2 protein-coding genes are annotated in these 16,498 nt (G+C 74.9%); both read right to left on the bottom strand.

All coding sequences use genetic code 11. The annotated features are described in order from the left end of the window. Positions 1-13,211, bottom strand: a 13,211-nt coding sequence (locus A8711_RS23290) for a type I polyketide synthase (RefSeq protein WP_069089321.1), incomplete at its 3' end; no start/stop codon positions are given. A 44-nt stretch (positions 13,212-13,255) separates the two neighbouring features. After that, on the bottom strand, positions 13,256-16,498 hold a 3,243-nt coding region (locus A8711_RS23285), incomplete at its 5' end, for a type I polyketide synthase (protein WP_141707685.1).

Raw genomic sequence — 16,498 nt, 5'->3', positions numbered from 1 at the left:
CCCCCACCCAACACACCCGGCAAATCCACCAAACCACCCCACCGCAACGGCACCTCCAAACCCACCACCCGACCCAAACCCCACACCGCAGAACCGTCCAGGTCGGTCAGAGGCTCGGAGTCGTCCACGGAGACGGCACCGCTGGTCAACCACCACAGCCGACCCTCGACCTCAGTGACTGCAAGCGCCTGCGCGACCGCCAGTGCCTCGACGACACCGGCGCCGGCCAGCGACATCAGCGAGATCATCCCGGCGACCGGTCCTGCGGCCGCCGAGGCGGCGGACAGCCGACGCGCGATCCCGTCCCGGTCCAGCTCGTCCAGCACCACGGGGATCATCTCGGCGCCCCGCTCCGCCAGCCCGGCCAGCAACGGGTGGTCCTCCTGGCCGGGCACCATCAGCACCAGCCAGGAGCCGGTCAGGTTCTCGTTTCCGGTCACGTCCTGGCGCCGCCACACCACGCGGTAGCGCCAGGCGTCCACCGTCGACCGCTGCTGTGCGGCCCGCCGCCACTGCGCGAGCTTCGGCAGGACCGCGCTGAACGGTTCGTCGGCGCCGACACCCAGCTCGCCGCCGACCAGGTCGGGGTCGCCGGACTCCACGGCCGCCCAGAACCGCCCGTCGAGAGCTTCGCCGTGCACGTCCCGGCGGGCCGCGGGCGCCGCCTCGGGCCAGTACCAGGTGTGGTCGAAGGCGTACGTGGGCAGGTCGACCACGCCCGGCCGGGCGCCGGTCTGACCGTGGTAGGCAGCCCAGTCGACCGGCACACCCGCCACCCACAACTGCCCCAGCGCCGACGTCAACACGCCGACCTCCGGCTGATCCCGCCGCGACACCGGAACCCGCCGCACCCCGGCATCCGCGACGATCTCCGCCACCATCGCCGTCAACGTCGCATCCGGGCCGACCTCCAGGAACGTGTCCACCCCCTGCCCCCGCAGAGCAGCCACCCCGTCGGCGAACCGCACCGGCTGCCGCACGTGCCGCACCCAGTACTCCGGATCCACCAGCTCCAGCGGCTCCGCGACCGCGCCGGTCACGTTCGACACGATCGGCACCCGCGGCACCCGCCAGTCCAGCCCCGCCACCACCGACCGGAACTCGTCCAGCATCGGATCCATCAACCGCGAGTGGAACGCGTGACTCACCGCCAGTTCCTTGACCCGCCAACCCCGCTCACGGCAGGCCCCCACCACCGAAGCCACCTCATCGGCCGCGCCCGAGACGACCACCGACGCGGGGCCGTTCACCGCCGCGATGTCCACGGCCGCGCCCGACGCGCCGAGCAGCTCAGCGACAGCCTCCTCCGCCGCGCCCACCGCTGCCATCACCCCACCCGACGGCAGAGCCTGCATCAACCGACCCCGCGCCGCCACCAGGGAACAGGCATCCGACAGCGACAACATCCCCGACACGTACGCGGCCGTCACCTCACCGATCGAATGACCCGCCAGGAAATCCGCCCGCACACCCCACGACGCGAGCAACTCCCACAACGCCACCTCGACCGCGAACAGACCAGCCTGGGCAAAGACGGTCTGATCCACCAGGGCAGCCTCATCCGACCCCGCCTGCGCGAACACCACATCCCGCAACGCACGCGGCAACAAACCCTCAAACCCCGCACACACCACGTCGAAGGCCTGCGCGAACACCGGGAACGCCTCGTACAACTCCCGGCCCATACCCACACGCTGCGAACCCTGACCCGTGAACAACACCGCCCGACGACCCGCCGACACCACACCCGCAGACCGGCCCTCAGCCACCGCCGACAGACCCACCACCAGCTCGTCCACGTCCGAGCCCCACACCACCGCCCGATACTCCAACGCCGCCCGAGTCGTCGCCAACGACCACGACACATCAGCCACCGACAGGTCAGACCGACCCCGCACGAACGACGCCAACCGCCCGGCCTGACCCGACAGACCCCGCTCCGAACGCCCCGACACCACCCACGGCACCGGCAAAGCCACGGAAGCGCCCCCGGCAGAAGCCGGGGCAGACTCCGGCTCCGCCGCGACCTCGGGGACGGCCTCGGGCTCCGGCTGCTCCAAAATCACGTGCGCATTCGTGCCCGAGATGCCGAACGACGACACACCCGCCCGCCGGGGACGCTCCACGCCCGGCCACTCACGCGAGGCCGTTACCAACTCGACCGCGCCAGACGACCAGTCCACATGCGACGACGGCACATCCACGTGCAGCGTCGCCGGCACGGCCCCGTACCGCATCGCCAAGATCATCTTGATGATCCCAGCCACCCCCGCAGCCGCCTGCGTGTGACCGATGTTCGACTTCACCGACCCCAACAACAACGGCACATCCCGACCCTGCCCATACGTCGCCAACAACGCCTGCGCCTCGATCGGATCACCCAACGACGTACCCGTACCGTGCGCCTCCACCACATCCACATCAGCCGCCGACAAACCCGCACTCGCCAGCGCCTGCCGGATCACCCGCTGCTGCGACGGACCATTCGGCGCCGTCAAACCATTCGACGCACCATCCTGATTCACCGCCGAACCCCGCACCACCGCCAGCACCCGACGCCCGTCACGCCGCGCATCCGACAACCGCTGCACCACCAGCACACCGACACCCTCGCCCCACGCGGTGCCGTCCGCAGACTCGGCGAAGGCCTTGCAGCGGCCGTCCGCCGACAGCCCACCCTGGCGGGAGAACTCGATGAAGGCGCCCGGGGTGGACATCACGGTGACGCCGCCGGCCAGCGCGAGGTCGCACTCGCCGGACCGCAGCGCCTGCACCGCCAGGTGCAACGCCACAAGCGACGACGAACACGCCGTGTCCACAGTCACCGCCGGCCCCTCGAACCCGAACGAGTACGCCACCCGACCCGACAACACGCTCGCGGAGGCACCCGTCGCGCCGTACCCGGCGAGCGACTCACCGGCCTCGCGTACGACGGTCTCGTAGTCCTGGCCGTTGGTGCCGGCGAACACCCCGACGCGGCTGCCGCGCAGCGCGAGCGGTTCGATCCGGGCGTCTTCGAACGCCTCCCAGGAGACCTCCAGCAGCAGCCGCTGCTGCGGGTCCATGGCGAGCGCCTCCCGCGGCGAGATGCCGAAGAACTCCGCGTCGAAGCCGCCCGCGTCGGCCAGGAAGGCACCGCGCGAGACGTAGGAGTCGGTGCCGGTCAGCGACTCCAGGTCCCAGTGCCGGTTGGCCGGGAAGTCCGACATCGCGTCGGCACCGGCCGTCAGCAGGTCCCAGAGCCCCTCCGGGGACTCGGCTCCGGCCGGGAAACGGCAGCCCATGCCGACGATGACGATCGGGTCGTCGCCCACGACGGGGCCGGTGGCGGCGGGGACGGGCAGCGCTTGCCCGCCGAGCAGCTCGGCGTGGATGTGGCCGGCCAGAGCCGCCGAGTTCGGGTAGTCGAAGGCGAGCGTGGTCGGCAGCGCGAGGCCGGTCGCCGCGTCGAGCCGGTTGCGCAGCTCGACAGCTGCCAGCGAGGTGAAACCGAGATCCTGGAACGCCCGGTCCGGCGCCACCCGCTCGACGGACTCGTGGCCGAGCACGGCGGCGACCTCGGCGCGTACCAGCTCACCGAGGACGCGCAACTGCTCCGCGCCGGGCATTCCCGACAGGCGCAGGCGCAGGTCGGCCGCCGGCACCGGGGCGTCGGCGGGCACCGCCGCGCCGGCCTCGGCCAGCAGGTCGCGGACCAGCGGGTGGGCGCGCCGCGGACCGGTGGCGGCCACCCGGGCCCAGTCGATATCGGCCACGACGAGGTACGTCTCGTCGCGGTCCAGCGCCCGGCTGAAGGCGCGCACGGCTGTCTCCGGCGCCATCGCGCCGAAACCGGTACGGCTGAGCCGCTGTTCGAAGTCGCCCGCGCTCACCCCGCCGTCGGCCCACAGGCCCCAGGCGAGCGAGGTCGCCGGCAGTCCCTCGGCGCGGCGGCGCTGCGCCAGGGCGTCGAGGAACGCGTTGCCGGGCGCGTACGTGGCCTGGCCGGCGGCGCCCATGAGGCCGGCGAGGGAGGAGAAGAGGACGAAAGCGGAGAGGTCGCTGCCCCGGGTCAGCTCGTCCAGGTTGCGCGCGGCGTCGACCTTCGCCCGCAGGGCGGTGGCCAGCTGGTCGACACTCACGGCGTCGACGACGTTGTCGTCGAGGGCGGCGGCGGTGTGCACGACCGCGTTCAGCGGAAGCTCGGCGGGGATCGAGTCGAGCAGCGTCGCGAGCGCGGCCCGGTCGGCCACGTCGCAGGACGCGAGGGTGACCCGGGCGCCGAGCCCGGCGAGTTCCTCGGCGAGGGCGGTCGCGCCGGGCGCCTCGCCACCCCGCCGGCTGACCAGGAGGAGGTGTTCGGCTCCGTCGGCGGCCAGCGCGCGGGCGACGTGTCCCCCGAGTGCCCCGGTGCCGCCGGTGATCAGCACCGTGCCGCGCGGCGTCCAGGAACCGCGCGCACCGGTGTCGCCGTACGTCGCACGAACGAGCCGGCGGGCGTGGCCGCCGGTGCCGCGCAGGGCGATCTCGTCCTCCCGGCCGGTGTCGGCGATCAGCGTCCGGAGCATCCGCACGACGCTCTGGTCGGGCTGCTCGGGGAGGTCGACGAGCCCGCCCCACCGGTGCGGGTGCTCGGCGCGCAGCACGCTGCCGAAGCCCCACGCCATGGCCTGCACGGGGTCGACGTGCCGGTCACGGGATCCGACGGAGACCGCGCCGCGGGTGGCGATCCAGAGCCGGGCGGTGATCCCGGCGTCGCCGAGGGCCTGCGCGAGCGCGACCGTGGCGGCGAGGCCCGTCGGCACGGAGGCGGCCCCGGCGTACGGCCGGGTGTCGAGGGCCAGCAGGGAGAGTACGGGCAGCACGTCCCCGTCGCGGCCGGTCGACGCCTCGGCGAGTTCGTGGGCGAGGCGCTTGCGGTCGCACGTGGCGTCGACCTCGACGATCCGCCCGCCGGCGGCGCCGAGGGCGGCGGCCCAGTCCGTCACGGCCGCGTCGGCGTCGGCCGGTACGACGAGCAGGAAGTCGGTCGCCTCGGCGCGGGCGGCGTCGTGCGTGAGCGGCTGCCAGGCCACCCGGTAGCGCCAGGAGTCGAGGGCCGCCTCGGCGTCCCGGCGGCGTCGCCAGGTGGACAGCGCCGGCAGCACGTCCGCGAGGGGGGCGTCGGCGTCGACGGCCAGGCTCTCGGCGAGGGTCGTCAGGTCCTCCGCCTCGATCGCCCGCCAGAAGTCCTCGTCGGCGGCGGTACGCCGGGCGGCGGGGGGACGGTAGGACCGCGTCGTCGCATTGATCCAGTAACGTCGATGGTCGAAGGCGTACGTGGGCAGGTCGACCACACCCGGCCGGGCGCCGGTCTGACCGTGGTACGCCGCCCAGTCGACCGGCACACCCGCCACCCACAACTGCCCCAAGGCCGCCGTCACCGCAGCGAGCTCCGACTGGTCCCGCCGCGACACCGGAACCCGCCGCACCCCGGCATCCGCGACGATCTCCGCCACCATCGCCGTCAACGTCGCATCCGGGCCGATCTCCAGGAACGTGTCCACCCCCTGTGCCCGCAACGCCGCCACCCCATCGGCGAACCGCACGGGCTGCCGCACATGCCGCACCCAGTACTCCGGATCCACCAGCTCCAGCGGCTCCGCGACCGCGCCGGTCACGTTCGACACGATCGGCACCCGCGGCGGCTGCCAGTCCAGCCCCGCCACCACCGACGCGAACTCGTCCAGCATCGGATCCATCAACCGCGAATGGAACGCGTGACTGACCGCCAGTTCCTTGACCCGCCAACCCCGCTCACGGCAGGCCCCCACCACCGAAGCCACCTCATCGGCCGCGCCCGAGACGACCACCGACGCGGGGCCGTTGACCGCCGCAATGTCCACGACCGCGCCCGACGCGCCGATCAGCTCGGCGACAGCCTCCTCCGACGCGCCCACCGCCGCCATCACCCCACCCGACGGCAGAGCCTGCATCAACCGACCCCGCACCGCCACCAGGGAACAGGCGTCCGCCAACGACAACATCCCCGACACGTACGCGGCCGTCACCTCACCGATCGAATGACCCGCCAGGTAGTCGGCCCGCACACCCCACGACGACAGCAACTCCCACAACGCCACCTCGACCGCGAACAACCCCGCCTGGGCAAAGACGGTCTGATCCACCAGGGCAGCCTCATCCGACCCCGCCTGCGCGAACACCACATCCCGCAACGCACGCGGCAACAAACCCTCAAACCCCGCACACACCCCGTCGAAGGCCTGCGCGAACACCGGAAACGCCTCGTACAACTCCCGGCCCATACCCCCACGCTGCGAACCCTGACCCGTGAACAACACCGCCCGACGACCCGCCGACACCACACCCGACACCACCGACCGGCCCTCAGCCACCGCCGACAGACCAGCAACCAACTCGTCCACCGACGGACCCCACACCACCGCCCGATACTCCAACGCAGCCCGAGTCGTCGCCAACGACCACGACACGTCCGCCACCACAAGGCCGGACCGTTCCCGCACGAACGACGCCAACCGCGCCGCCTGACCCGACAGACCCCGCTCCGAACGCCCCGACACCACCCACGGCACCGGCAACCCGACCGGCGCGGCAGACCCCGCGGCGTGCTCCGGCTCCGCCTGCTCGATGATCACGTGCGCGTTCGTGCCCGAGATGCCGAACGACGACACACCCGCACGCCGGGGACGCTCCACGCCCGGCCACTCACGGGACTCGGTCACCAGCTCCACCGCACCCGACGACCAGTCCACATGCGACGACGGCACATCCACGTGCAACGACGCCGGCACCACCCCGTACCGCATCGCCAAGATCATCTTGATGACACCCGCCACCCCCGCAGCCGCCTGCGTGTGACCGATGTTCGACTTCACCGACCCCAGCAGCAGCGCGTCCCGGTCGTCGCGGTCCTGCCCGTACGTGGCGAGCAGCGCCTGGGCCTCGATGGGGTCGCCCAGCGTCGTGCCCGTGCCGTGCGCCTCCACGACGTCGACGTCGGCGACGCCCAGCCGGGCGTTCGCGAGGGCCTGCCGGATCACCCGCTGCTGCGAGGGGCCGTTCGGCGCCGTCAAACCGTTCGACGCGCCGTCCTGGTTGACGGCCGTGCCCCGCACGACCGCGAGGACCCGGCGCCCGTCACGCCGCGCGTCCGACAGCCGCTGCACCAGCAGCACCCCGACGCCCTCGGACCAGCCCGTGCCGTCCGCCGCGTCGGAGAACGACTTGCAGCGGCCGTCGGGGGCCATGCCCCGCTGCCGGGAGAAGTCGATGAACGTCTCGGGCGTCGCCATCACCGTGACGCCGCCGGCCAGCGCCAGGTCGCACTCCCCCGACCGCAGCGCCTGCACCGCCAGGTGCAACGCCACAAGCGACGACGAACACGCCGTGTCCACAGTCACCGCCGGGCCCTCGAACCCGAACGAGTACGCCACCCGACCCGACAACACGCTGCTGGCCGTGCCGACGCCGAGGTAGCCGTCGAGGGTCTCGGGGACGTCGGCCAGCCCCGCGGCGTGGTTGTGGTACATCATGCCGGCGAACACGCCGACGGGGCGGCCACGCAGCGCAAGCGGGTCGATCCGGGCGTCCTCGATGGCCTCCCACGAGGTCTCCAGCAGCAGCCGCTGCTGCGGGTCCATGGCGAGGGCCTCGTGCGGCGAGATCTTGAACAGGTCGGCGTCGAAGTCGGCGGCGTCGGCCAGGAAGCCGCCCTCGCGGGCGTAGCTGCTGCCCCGGCGCGCGCCGGACGGGTCGTACAGGTCGTCGACGTCCCAGCCGCGGTCGGCGGGGAAGCCGGTGATGCCGTCGCCACCGGAGACGAGGAGGTCCCACAGTTGCTCGGGGCTGCGTACGCCGCCGGGGTAGCGGCAGCTCATGCCGACGATCGCGATCGGCTCGTCGAGCGCCGCGACGGCGGCTACCGGAGTCGCCCGGGTGCCGGCGTCCGTTGCGGTCTCGGCGTCCAGGTGGTCGGCGAGGGCGAGCGGGGTCGGGTGGTCGAAGACCAGCGTCGCGGGCAGGCGCAGGCCGGTGACCGCGCCCAGCCGGTTGCGCAGTTCGACGGCGGTGAGCGAGTCGAAACCGAGCTCGGTGAACGGACGCCCGGCCTCGACGGCGGCGGCGTCGGCGTACCCCAGGACCGTCGCGACCTGGTCGAGGACGAGCCGCAGCAGGGCCGCGGCGCGCTCCTCGCGGTCGAGGCCGGCGAGCCGCCCGGTCAGCGCGGCGGTCTCCGCCGGGCCGGACCGCGCGGCGCGGCGCCGGGGCGCCCGGACCAGGCCGCGCAGGACCGGCGGCAGGGTGCCCGCCTCGGCCTGGGCGCGCAGCGCCGGCCCGTCCAGCGCCATCGGCACCGTCGCGGGCAGGCCGGTGAGCAGGGCGGCATCGAGGAGCGCGAGGCCGTCCGCCGCGGGAAGCGGCCGTACGCCGGCCCGGGCCAGCCGGTCGGTGTCGGCGCGGTCGAGGCCGGCGGTCATGCCGCCGCCCGACTCCGCCCACGGGCCCCAGGCCAGCGAGTGCGCCGGCAGGCCCGCGGCCCGTCGCCGGTGGGCGAGCGCGTCCAGGAAGGCGTTGGCCGCCGCGTAGTTGGCCTGACCGGGGCTGCCCGTCACGCCCGCCGCCGAGGAGTACGTGACGAAGAGCGCGAGGCGGCCGGCGGCGGTCAGCTCGTGCAGGTTCGCGGCGGCGTCCACCTTCGGCCGCAGCACGTCGCCGAGCGTCTCGGGGGTGAGCGAGGTCAGGGTGCGGTCGGCCAGTACGCCGGCGGTGTGCACCACGCCGGTCAGCGGGTGCGCCGGGTCGATCCGGTCCAGCAGCGCGGCGAGGGCGGCCCGGTCGGCGGCGTCGCACGCCTCGACAGTCGCGGTGGCGCCCAGGTCGGCGAGGGCGGCGACCAGGTCGGCTGCGCCGTCGGCGTCGGCGCCGTGCCGGCTGGTGAGCAGCAGGTGCCGGGCCCCGTACCGGGTGACCAGGTGGCGGGCGGTCAGCGCGCCGAGGGCACCGGTGCCGCCGGTGACCAGCACCGTGCCATCCGGGTCCAGCGCCGGCGCCGGCGCGTCGGGTTCCGGGGCGGCGACGAGCCGGGGCACGCGGAGCGCCCCGTCGCGTACCGCCGCCTGCGGCTCGTCGGCCGACAGCAGGCCGGCGAGGACGGCCGCGCAGTTCTCCTCGTCGTCGACGTCGACGACGAGGAAGCGGCCGGGGTGCTCAGCCTGGGCGGAGCGGAGCAGGCCCCACACGGCGGCGCCGGCGAGGTCGGTGACCTCCGCGTCGTCGTCCACGGCGACGGCGCCGCCGGTGAGGACCACCAGCCGGGAGTCGCCGGTGTGCGGTTCGGCGGCGAGCCAGCCCTGGAGCACGGCGAGGACCTCGGCGAGCAGGTCGTGGACGGCGCCGGGGCCGGTCGCGCCGGCCACCGGGTACAGCACGGCGTCGGGTACCCCGGCGTCGCGGAGCGCGTCGAGGTCGGCGTACCGGGCGGCGGGCGGGCCGGACGGCAGCGGGGCGGGACGTTCGCCGAGCACCGCCCAGGTCGTGCCGTCGGCAGCGCCCCCGGCGACGGGGTGCCGGAGCCAGTCGAGGCGGAACAGCGAGCGCCGCCACGCGGACCCGCCGGCGGTGAGCTCCCCCGCCGGCAGGGGCCGCAGCACCAGGGAGCCGACCCGGGCGACCGGCGCCCCGGTGGCGTCGGCGACCAGCATGGACACCGTGTCCGGACCGGTGGGGGTCAACCGCACCCGCAGCGTGTCGGCGCCGTGGGCGGACAGCGTCACGTCGGACCAGGCGAACGGCATCCGGGCCTCGCCGGGGTCGACGACGCCCAGCCCGACCGCCTGCACGGCGGCATCGAGCAACGCCGGGTGCAGCCCGTACCCACCGGCGTCGCCGGCCGCCGGCTCGGGCAGCGCCACCTCGGCGTACACGTCCGCGCCGACGCGCCAGGCGGCACGCAGCCCGGAGAAGGCCGGGCCGTACGCGAACCCGGCCCGTGCCGCCCGCCCGGCCAGCTCCGACACGTCCAGGGAGGTGGCGTCGCTCGGCGGCCACTGCGCCAGCGTGCCGGTGTCCTCATCCGGCTCCTCGGTGAGCAGGCCGGTGGCGTGCCGTACCCAGATGTCGTCGGTGCCGGCGCGGCGGGCGTGGACGGTGAGCTGCCACGCTCCGCCGCCGGTGCGTTCGGCGGCGACCTGCACGTCGACGCCGCCGGTCTCGGGCAGCACCAGCGGCGCCTGGAGGGTCAGCTCGGCGAGCCGTTCGGCGCCGACCTCCGCGCCGGCCCGCATCGCCAGTTCCACGAACCCGGTGCCGGGCAGGAGCACGACGTCGCGCAGGGCGTGCTCGGCCAGCCAGGGCTGGGTCTCCACGGACAACCTGCCGGTGAGCGTCACCTCGTCGCCGTCGGCCGAGCGGAACACCGCGCCGAGCAGCGGGTGGCCGGTCGGGGTCAGCCCGGCGGCGGTCACGTCGGCGGGCTGCGGCAGGGGCAGCAGCCAGTAGCGTTCGCGCTGGAACGCGTACGTGGGCAGGTCGACCGGCACGGGCGGGCCGGCGAACAGGGCCGTCCAGTTCACCGGCACGCCCCTGGCCCACACGGTGGCCGCGGCGGCCAGGGCGGTGGTCGCCTCGTCGTGCTCGGCGCGCAGCACGGGGGCGCAGACCGCCTGGTCCGCGCCGACGATCTCCTGGGTGAGCGCGCAGAGCACTCCGCCCGGGCCCACCTCGACGTACGCGCCGACACCCAGCTCACGCAGCGTGGTCACGGCGGCGTCGAAGCGGACCGTGTCGCGGACGTTGCGCAGCCAGTACGCCGGGGAACACACCTCGTCGGGGTCGAGCACCGCTCCGGTCACGGTGGAGACCACGGGGATGCGGGGCGCGGCGAAGGTCAGTTGCCCGAGCACGTCGCCGAACGCGTCGAGCATCGGGTCCATGCGGGCGGAGTGGAACGCGTGGCTGACCCGCAGCCGCCTGGTGCTGCGGCCGAGGGCTGCGAAGTGTGCGGCGACCGCCAGCACGGCGTCCTCGTCGCCGGAGACGACGACGGACTCCGGGCCGTTGACGGCGGCCAGCCCGGCGCCGGGCGTCCCGCCGACGGTGGCCAGGTGCGCGCGGACCTCCGCCTCGGTGGCGCGGATCGACACCATGGCGCCACCGGTGGGCAGCGCCTGCATCAGGGTGCCCCGGGCGGCCACCAGGCGGGCGGCGTCGGGCAGCGACAGCACGCCGGCGATGTGCGCGGCGGCCACCTCGCCGACCGAGTGCCCGGCCACGAAGTCCGGCACGACACCCCAGGACTCGACGAGCCGGTAGGCGGCGACCTCGACGGCGAAGAGCGCCGCCTGGGCGTACCCGGTACGGTCGAGCACGTCGGCGGGGCCGTCGAGCACGCCGCGCAGCGGCCGGTCGAGGTGCCTGTCCAGCTCCGCGCAGGCGGCGTCGAAGGCGTCGGCGAAGGCCGGGAAGGCGGCGTACAACCGCTGGCCCATGCCGACGCGCTGGGCGCCCTGGCCGGTGCAGAGCACGGCGACGCGGGTGGGACTGGCGACCCCGCGCCGCACGGACGCGGCCGGGACCCCGTCGGCCAGCGCGCCGAGCCCGGCGAGCAGTTCGTCCCGGTCGGCGCCGAGCAGCACCGCCCGGTGTTCCAGGACGGACCGGCCGGTGGCCAGGGCCCGGCCCACGGCGGCCGGCGCGGCGTCGGGGTGCTCGGCGAGCCAGGAGCGCAGCCGGTCGGCCTGGGCGCCGAGCGCTGCGGCGCTGCGCGCGGAGACGACCCACGGCAGCGGGTCGGGGCCGGTGACGGCGTCGGTGGCCGGCTGCGGCGCGGGCGGGGCGGCCTCGACGATGACGTGGGCGTTGGTGCCGCTGACACCGAACGAGGAGACGCCCGCGCGCATGGGCCTCGTCGCACGCGGCCACGGGCGCGGCTCGCGGAGCAGGCTCACCGCGCCGGCCGACCAGTCGACGTGCGGGGACGGCTCGTCGACGTGCAGGGTGCGCGGCAGGACGCCGTGACGCATCGCCATGACCATCTTGATGACGCCGGCGACGCCGGCCGCGGCCTGGGTGTGCCCGAGGTTCGACTTGATCGACCCGAGCCACAGGGGCTGGTCGTCGGCCCGGTCCCGGCCGTACGTGGCGAGCAGGGCCTGCGCCTCGATGGGATCACCGAGGCGGGTGCCGGTGCCGTGGGCCTCGACGGCGTCCACGTCGGCCGGGGCGAGCCGGGCGTTGGCGAGGGCCTGGCGGATCACGCGTTGCTGCGACGGGCCGTGCGGAGCGGTGAGGCCGTTGGAGGCGCCGTCGGAGTTGACCGCGCTGCCGCGCACGACGGCGAGCACCCGGTGGCCGTTGCGCTGCGCGTCGGAGAGCCGCTCCAGCAGCAGCAGCCCGGCGCCCTCGCTCCAGCCGGTGCCGTCGGCGGTGGCCGCGAAGGACTTGCACCGCCCGTCCGGGGACAGGCCACGCTGGCGGCTGAAGCCGACGAACGTGTCGGGGCTGGACATGACGGTGACACCGCCGGCCAGCGCGAGGGTGCACTCGCCGGAACGCAGGGCCTGGACGGCGAGGTGCAGCGCCACCAGTGAGGACGAGCAGGCGGTGTCGACGGTGACGGCCGGGCCCTCGAAGCCGAACGTGTACGCGATCCGGCCGGAGACGACGCTGCCGTGGTTGCCCGTGCCGACGAACGCCTCGACCTCCTGCGGCACGCCGTTGAGCCGGGAGACGTAGTCGTGGTACATGACGCCGGTGAAGACGCCGGTGCGGCTGCCCTTGAGCGAGTCCGCGGCGATGCCGGCCCGCTCGACCGTCTCCCAGGCGACCTCCAGCAGGAGGCGCTGCTGCGGGTCCATGGCCAGCGCCTCGCGGGGCGAGATGCCGAAGAAGCCGCCGTCGAACTCGCCGGCGTCGTGCAGGAAGCCGCCCTCGCGGGTGTACGACTTGCCGTGCGCCTCGGGGTCGGGGTCGTAGAGGCTCTCCACGTCCCAGCCCCGGTCCGCCGGGAAGGGTGTGACGGCGTCGACGCCGGACTCGACCAGCCGCCACAGCGCCTCCGGAGTCCGCACCCCGCCCGGGTAGCGGCAGCCCATCGCCACGATCGCGATCGGCTCGTGATTCTGCTCGTCGACGGCCCGCAGGCGCTCGCTGGTCTCGTGCAGGTCAGCGGTGACGCGCTTGAGGTACTCGCGGAGCTTGGCTTCGTTCGCCATCGGGTTGATCACCTGTCGCTAAGGGGCAAGCGGCGGACTCGTGGTCAGGATCGGCCGAACTTCTGGTCGATGAAGTCGAACAGCTCGTCGTCCGAGGCGTCGTCGAGGGCCTGGCCGACGTCGTCGGGCCGGTCGGTGGTGTCGCTCCACCGGGTGACCAGCGCCCGGAGGCGGACCGCCACGGCGGTACGCGTCTCGTCGTCGGCGGCCAGCCGCTCCAGCTCCTCCGGCGCGGTCGCGGCGAACGCGGCCTCCAGCCGGTCCAGCTCGGCGAGCAGGCCCGGTTCGGGCTTCGGCGGGGCGGCGTCGACCAGCAGGAAGTCGGCGAGGGCGGCGGGCGTGGGGCAGTCGAAGATGAGGCTCGCCGGCAGCCGGATGCCGGTGAGGGCGGTCAGCCGGTTGCGCAGCTCCACGGCTGTCAGCGAGTCGAAGCCGAGGCCGGTGAACGTCTGCCCGGACGGCACGACGGTGGCCGGCGGGTAGCCGAGCACCTCGATGACCTGCGCCTTGACCAGGTCTTCCACCAGCCGGCCGCGTTCGGCCTCGGGCGTGCCGGCGAGGCGCTGCGCGAAGGACGGGCCGCCGTCGCCGCCGCCGTCGACGACGCGCCGCCGGGCCCGGACCAGGCCGCGCAGCGGCGCCGGGAGCTGGCCGGCGTCGGCCTGGCGGCGCAGCGCGGCGAGGTCGAGCAGCGCCGGCACCAGGTGGGGGCGTCCACCGTGCAGGCCGGCGTCGAAGAGGCGCAACGCCTGGCCGGTGCCGAGCGGGCTGAGGCCGTTGCGGCTCATCCGCTGCCGCCCGGCGGCGTCGAGTGCGCCCGTCATCCCGCTGTCCGCGGCCCAGAGGCCCCAGGACAGGGACGTGGCGGCGAGGCCGCAGGCGTGCCGGTGCCCGGCGAGGCCGTCGAGGAACGCGTTCGCGGCGGCGTAGTTGCCCTGCCCGGGGCCGCCGAGGACACCGGCGACGGACGAGAAGAGGACGAACATCGCCAGCGGCCGCGATCGGGTCAGCTCGTGCAGGTGCCAGGCGGCGTCGGCCTTGGCGGAGAGAACGGCTGACAGCCGGCCGGGGGTCAGCGCCGAGATCACCGTGTCGTCGAGGACGCCGGCGGCGTGCACCACGCCGGTGAGCGGGTGCTCGGCGGGAACGTCGGCCAGCACCGCGGCCAGGCGGTCCCGGTCCGCCACGTCGGCGGCGACCAGGCGGGCCTGCGCACCCAGCGCGGTCAGCTCGGCGAGCAGCTCCGCCGCGCCGGGGGCGTCGGTTCCGCGGCGGCTGACCAGCAGCAGGTGGCGCACCTTGTGCGTATTGACCAGGTGCCGGGCCAGCAGACCGCCGAGGGCGCCGGTGGCCCCGGTGACCAGGACCGTCCCCTCGGGGTCGAGGGCGGTGGCCGGCGCCGGGTCGAGGACGGCTGGCGCGAGCCGGGGCGCCAGCACCTGCTCGTCCCGGACCGCCAGTTGGGGTTCGCCGGTGGCGACCGCACGGGCCACCAGGTCCACGGTGCAGGACTCCGGCTGCCGCGCCTCGTCGAGGTCCACGAGCACGAAGCGGTCGGGGTGCTCCGCCTGGGCCGAGCGCAGCAGGCCCCAGACCGCCGAGCCGGGCAGGTCGCCCGTACGACAGGTGTCGCCGGCGGCGACGGCCCCGCGGGTCAGCACGACCAGCCGCCGCTGTGCCAGCCGGTCGTCGGCGAGCCAGCCCTGGACGGCGGCCAGCACCGCCGTGAGCCGGCTCCGCGTCGCGGCGGGAACCGGGGCGTCCTCGTCGTCGGTGTACGCGGCGAGCAGCACCAGTTCCGGGTCGATCCGGCCGGAGTCGACCGCCTCCGCCAGCTCGGCGAGCCTGTACCTGGCGATCTCGGACAGGTCGGACGGCGCGTCGCCGAGGAGCACCACCCGGACGGTCGCCGGGGTACCCGGCCGCACGCTCTGCCAGTTGACGGCGTACAGCGGGTCGGCTGCGGAGTCACCGCCGCGCACCTGGTCGGCGGTGACGGGGCGGGAGACCAGGGAGTCGATCCGGGCGACGGGGGCGCCGGCCGGGTCGGTCAGGGTCAGGGCCACGCCGCCACCGCTGCGCCGGGCGCGTACCCGCAGCGCGGTCGCGCCGACCGCCGAGAGGGTGACGCCGGTCCAGGCGAAGGGCAGGCGTACGCCGGAGGCATCCTCCGCGTCGGAGTCGAGCAGGCCGACGACGTGCAGCGCAGCGTCCAGCAGGGCGGGATGCAGGCCGAAGCCGGCGACCTCGGTGCCGTCGGGCACCGCCACCTCGGCGCACACCTCGTCGCCGGTGCGCCAGACGGCGCGCAGGCCACGGAAGAGGGGGCCGTATTCGACGCCCAGACGGGACAGCTCGGTGTAGATCTCGTCGACCGCGACGGCGGTGGCGGCGCTGGGCGGCCACGGCGCCGGATCGGACCGGTCGGGCTGCGGTACGGCGGGGGCGAGGACGCCCGCCGCGTGGCGGTCCCACTCGCCGTCCGGGTCGGCGGCGGCGCGGGAGTGGATGGTGACCGTCCGGCGACCGTCCTCGTCCGCAGCGCCCAGTTTCACCTGCACCGCCCGGGTGCCGTCCTCGGCGAGCGCCAGCGGGGCCTGGAGGGTCAGCTCGTCGAGGGTGTCGCAGCCGACCTGCGCGCCCGCGTGCAGGACCATCTCGACCAGGGCGGCGCCGGGCACCACCACCGAGTCCCAGACGACGTGTTCGGCGAGCCACGGGTGTGTCAGTACGGAGAGTTCGGTGCCGAAGACCCGTACGTCGTCGTCGGCGACGCGTACGGCGGCGCCGAGCAGCGCGTGGTCGACGGGGCGGACACCGAGCCCGGGCGCCGTCTCGACCCCCGCGCTGGCATTGAGCCAGTAGCGCTGCTGGTCGAAGGCGTACGTGGGCAGGGCGATGGCGCGGGGGCGTGCCTCGGCTGCCCGCTCGGGGCCGGACCCGTCCAGGGCGGCGAGGTATCCGGTCCAGTCGACGTGGCCGCCGGTGACGTACCACTCGGCGAGGGCGGTGCGCAGCGTGTCGGCCTCGGAGTGCCCGGCGCGCATCGTGGCGGTGAACCGGACCTCGCCGGCCGCCTCGACGCAGTCCTGCGCCATGGCGGTGAGTACGGCGTCGGGGCCGACCTCCAGGAACTGGGTGACGTCCTGCTGGTGGAGGGTGCGCACCGCGTCGGCGAACCGTACCGGCTGGCGCACGTGCCGCACCCAGTAGCCCGGGTCGGTCAGCTCCGCCGCGTCCGCGACCGCGCCGGTCACGTTCGACACCACCGGCACCCGCGGCGGCTG

Source organism: Micromonospora sp. II (assembly GCF_001709195.1).
Lineage (GTDB): Bacteria > Actinomycetota > Actinomycetes > Mycobacteriales > Micromonosporaceae > Micromonospora > Micromonospora chalcea.
The sequence above is the reverse complement of the archived record's forward strand: the minus strand, read 5'-3'. Positions and strand labels throughout refer to the sequence as shown.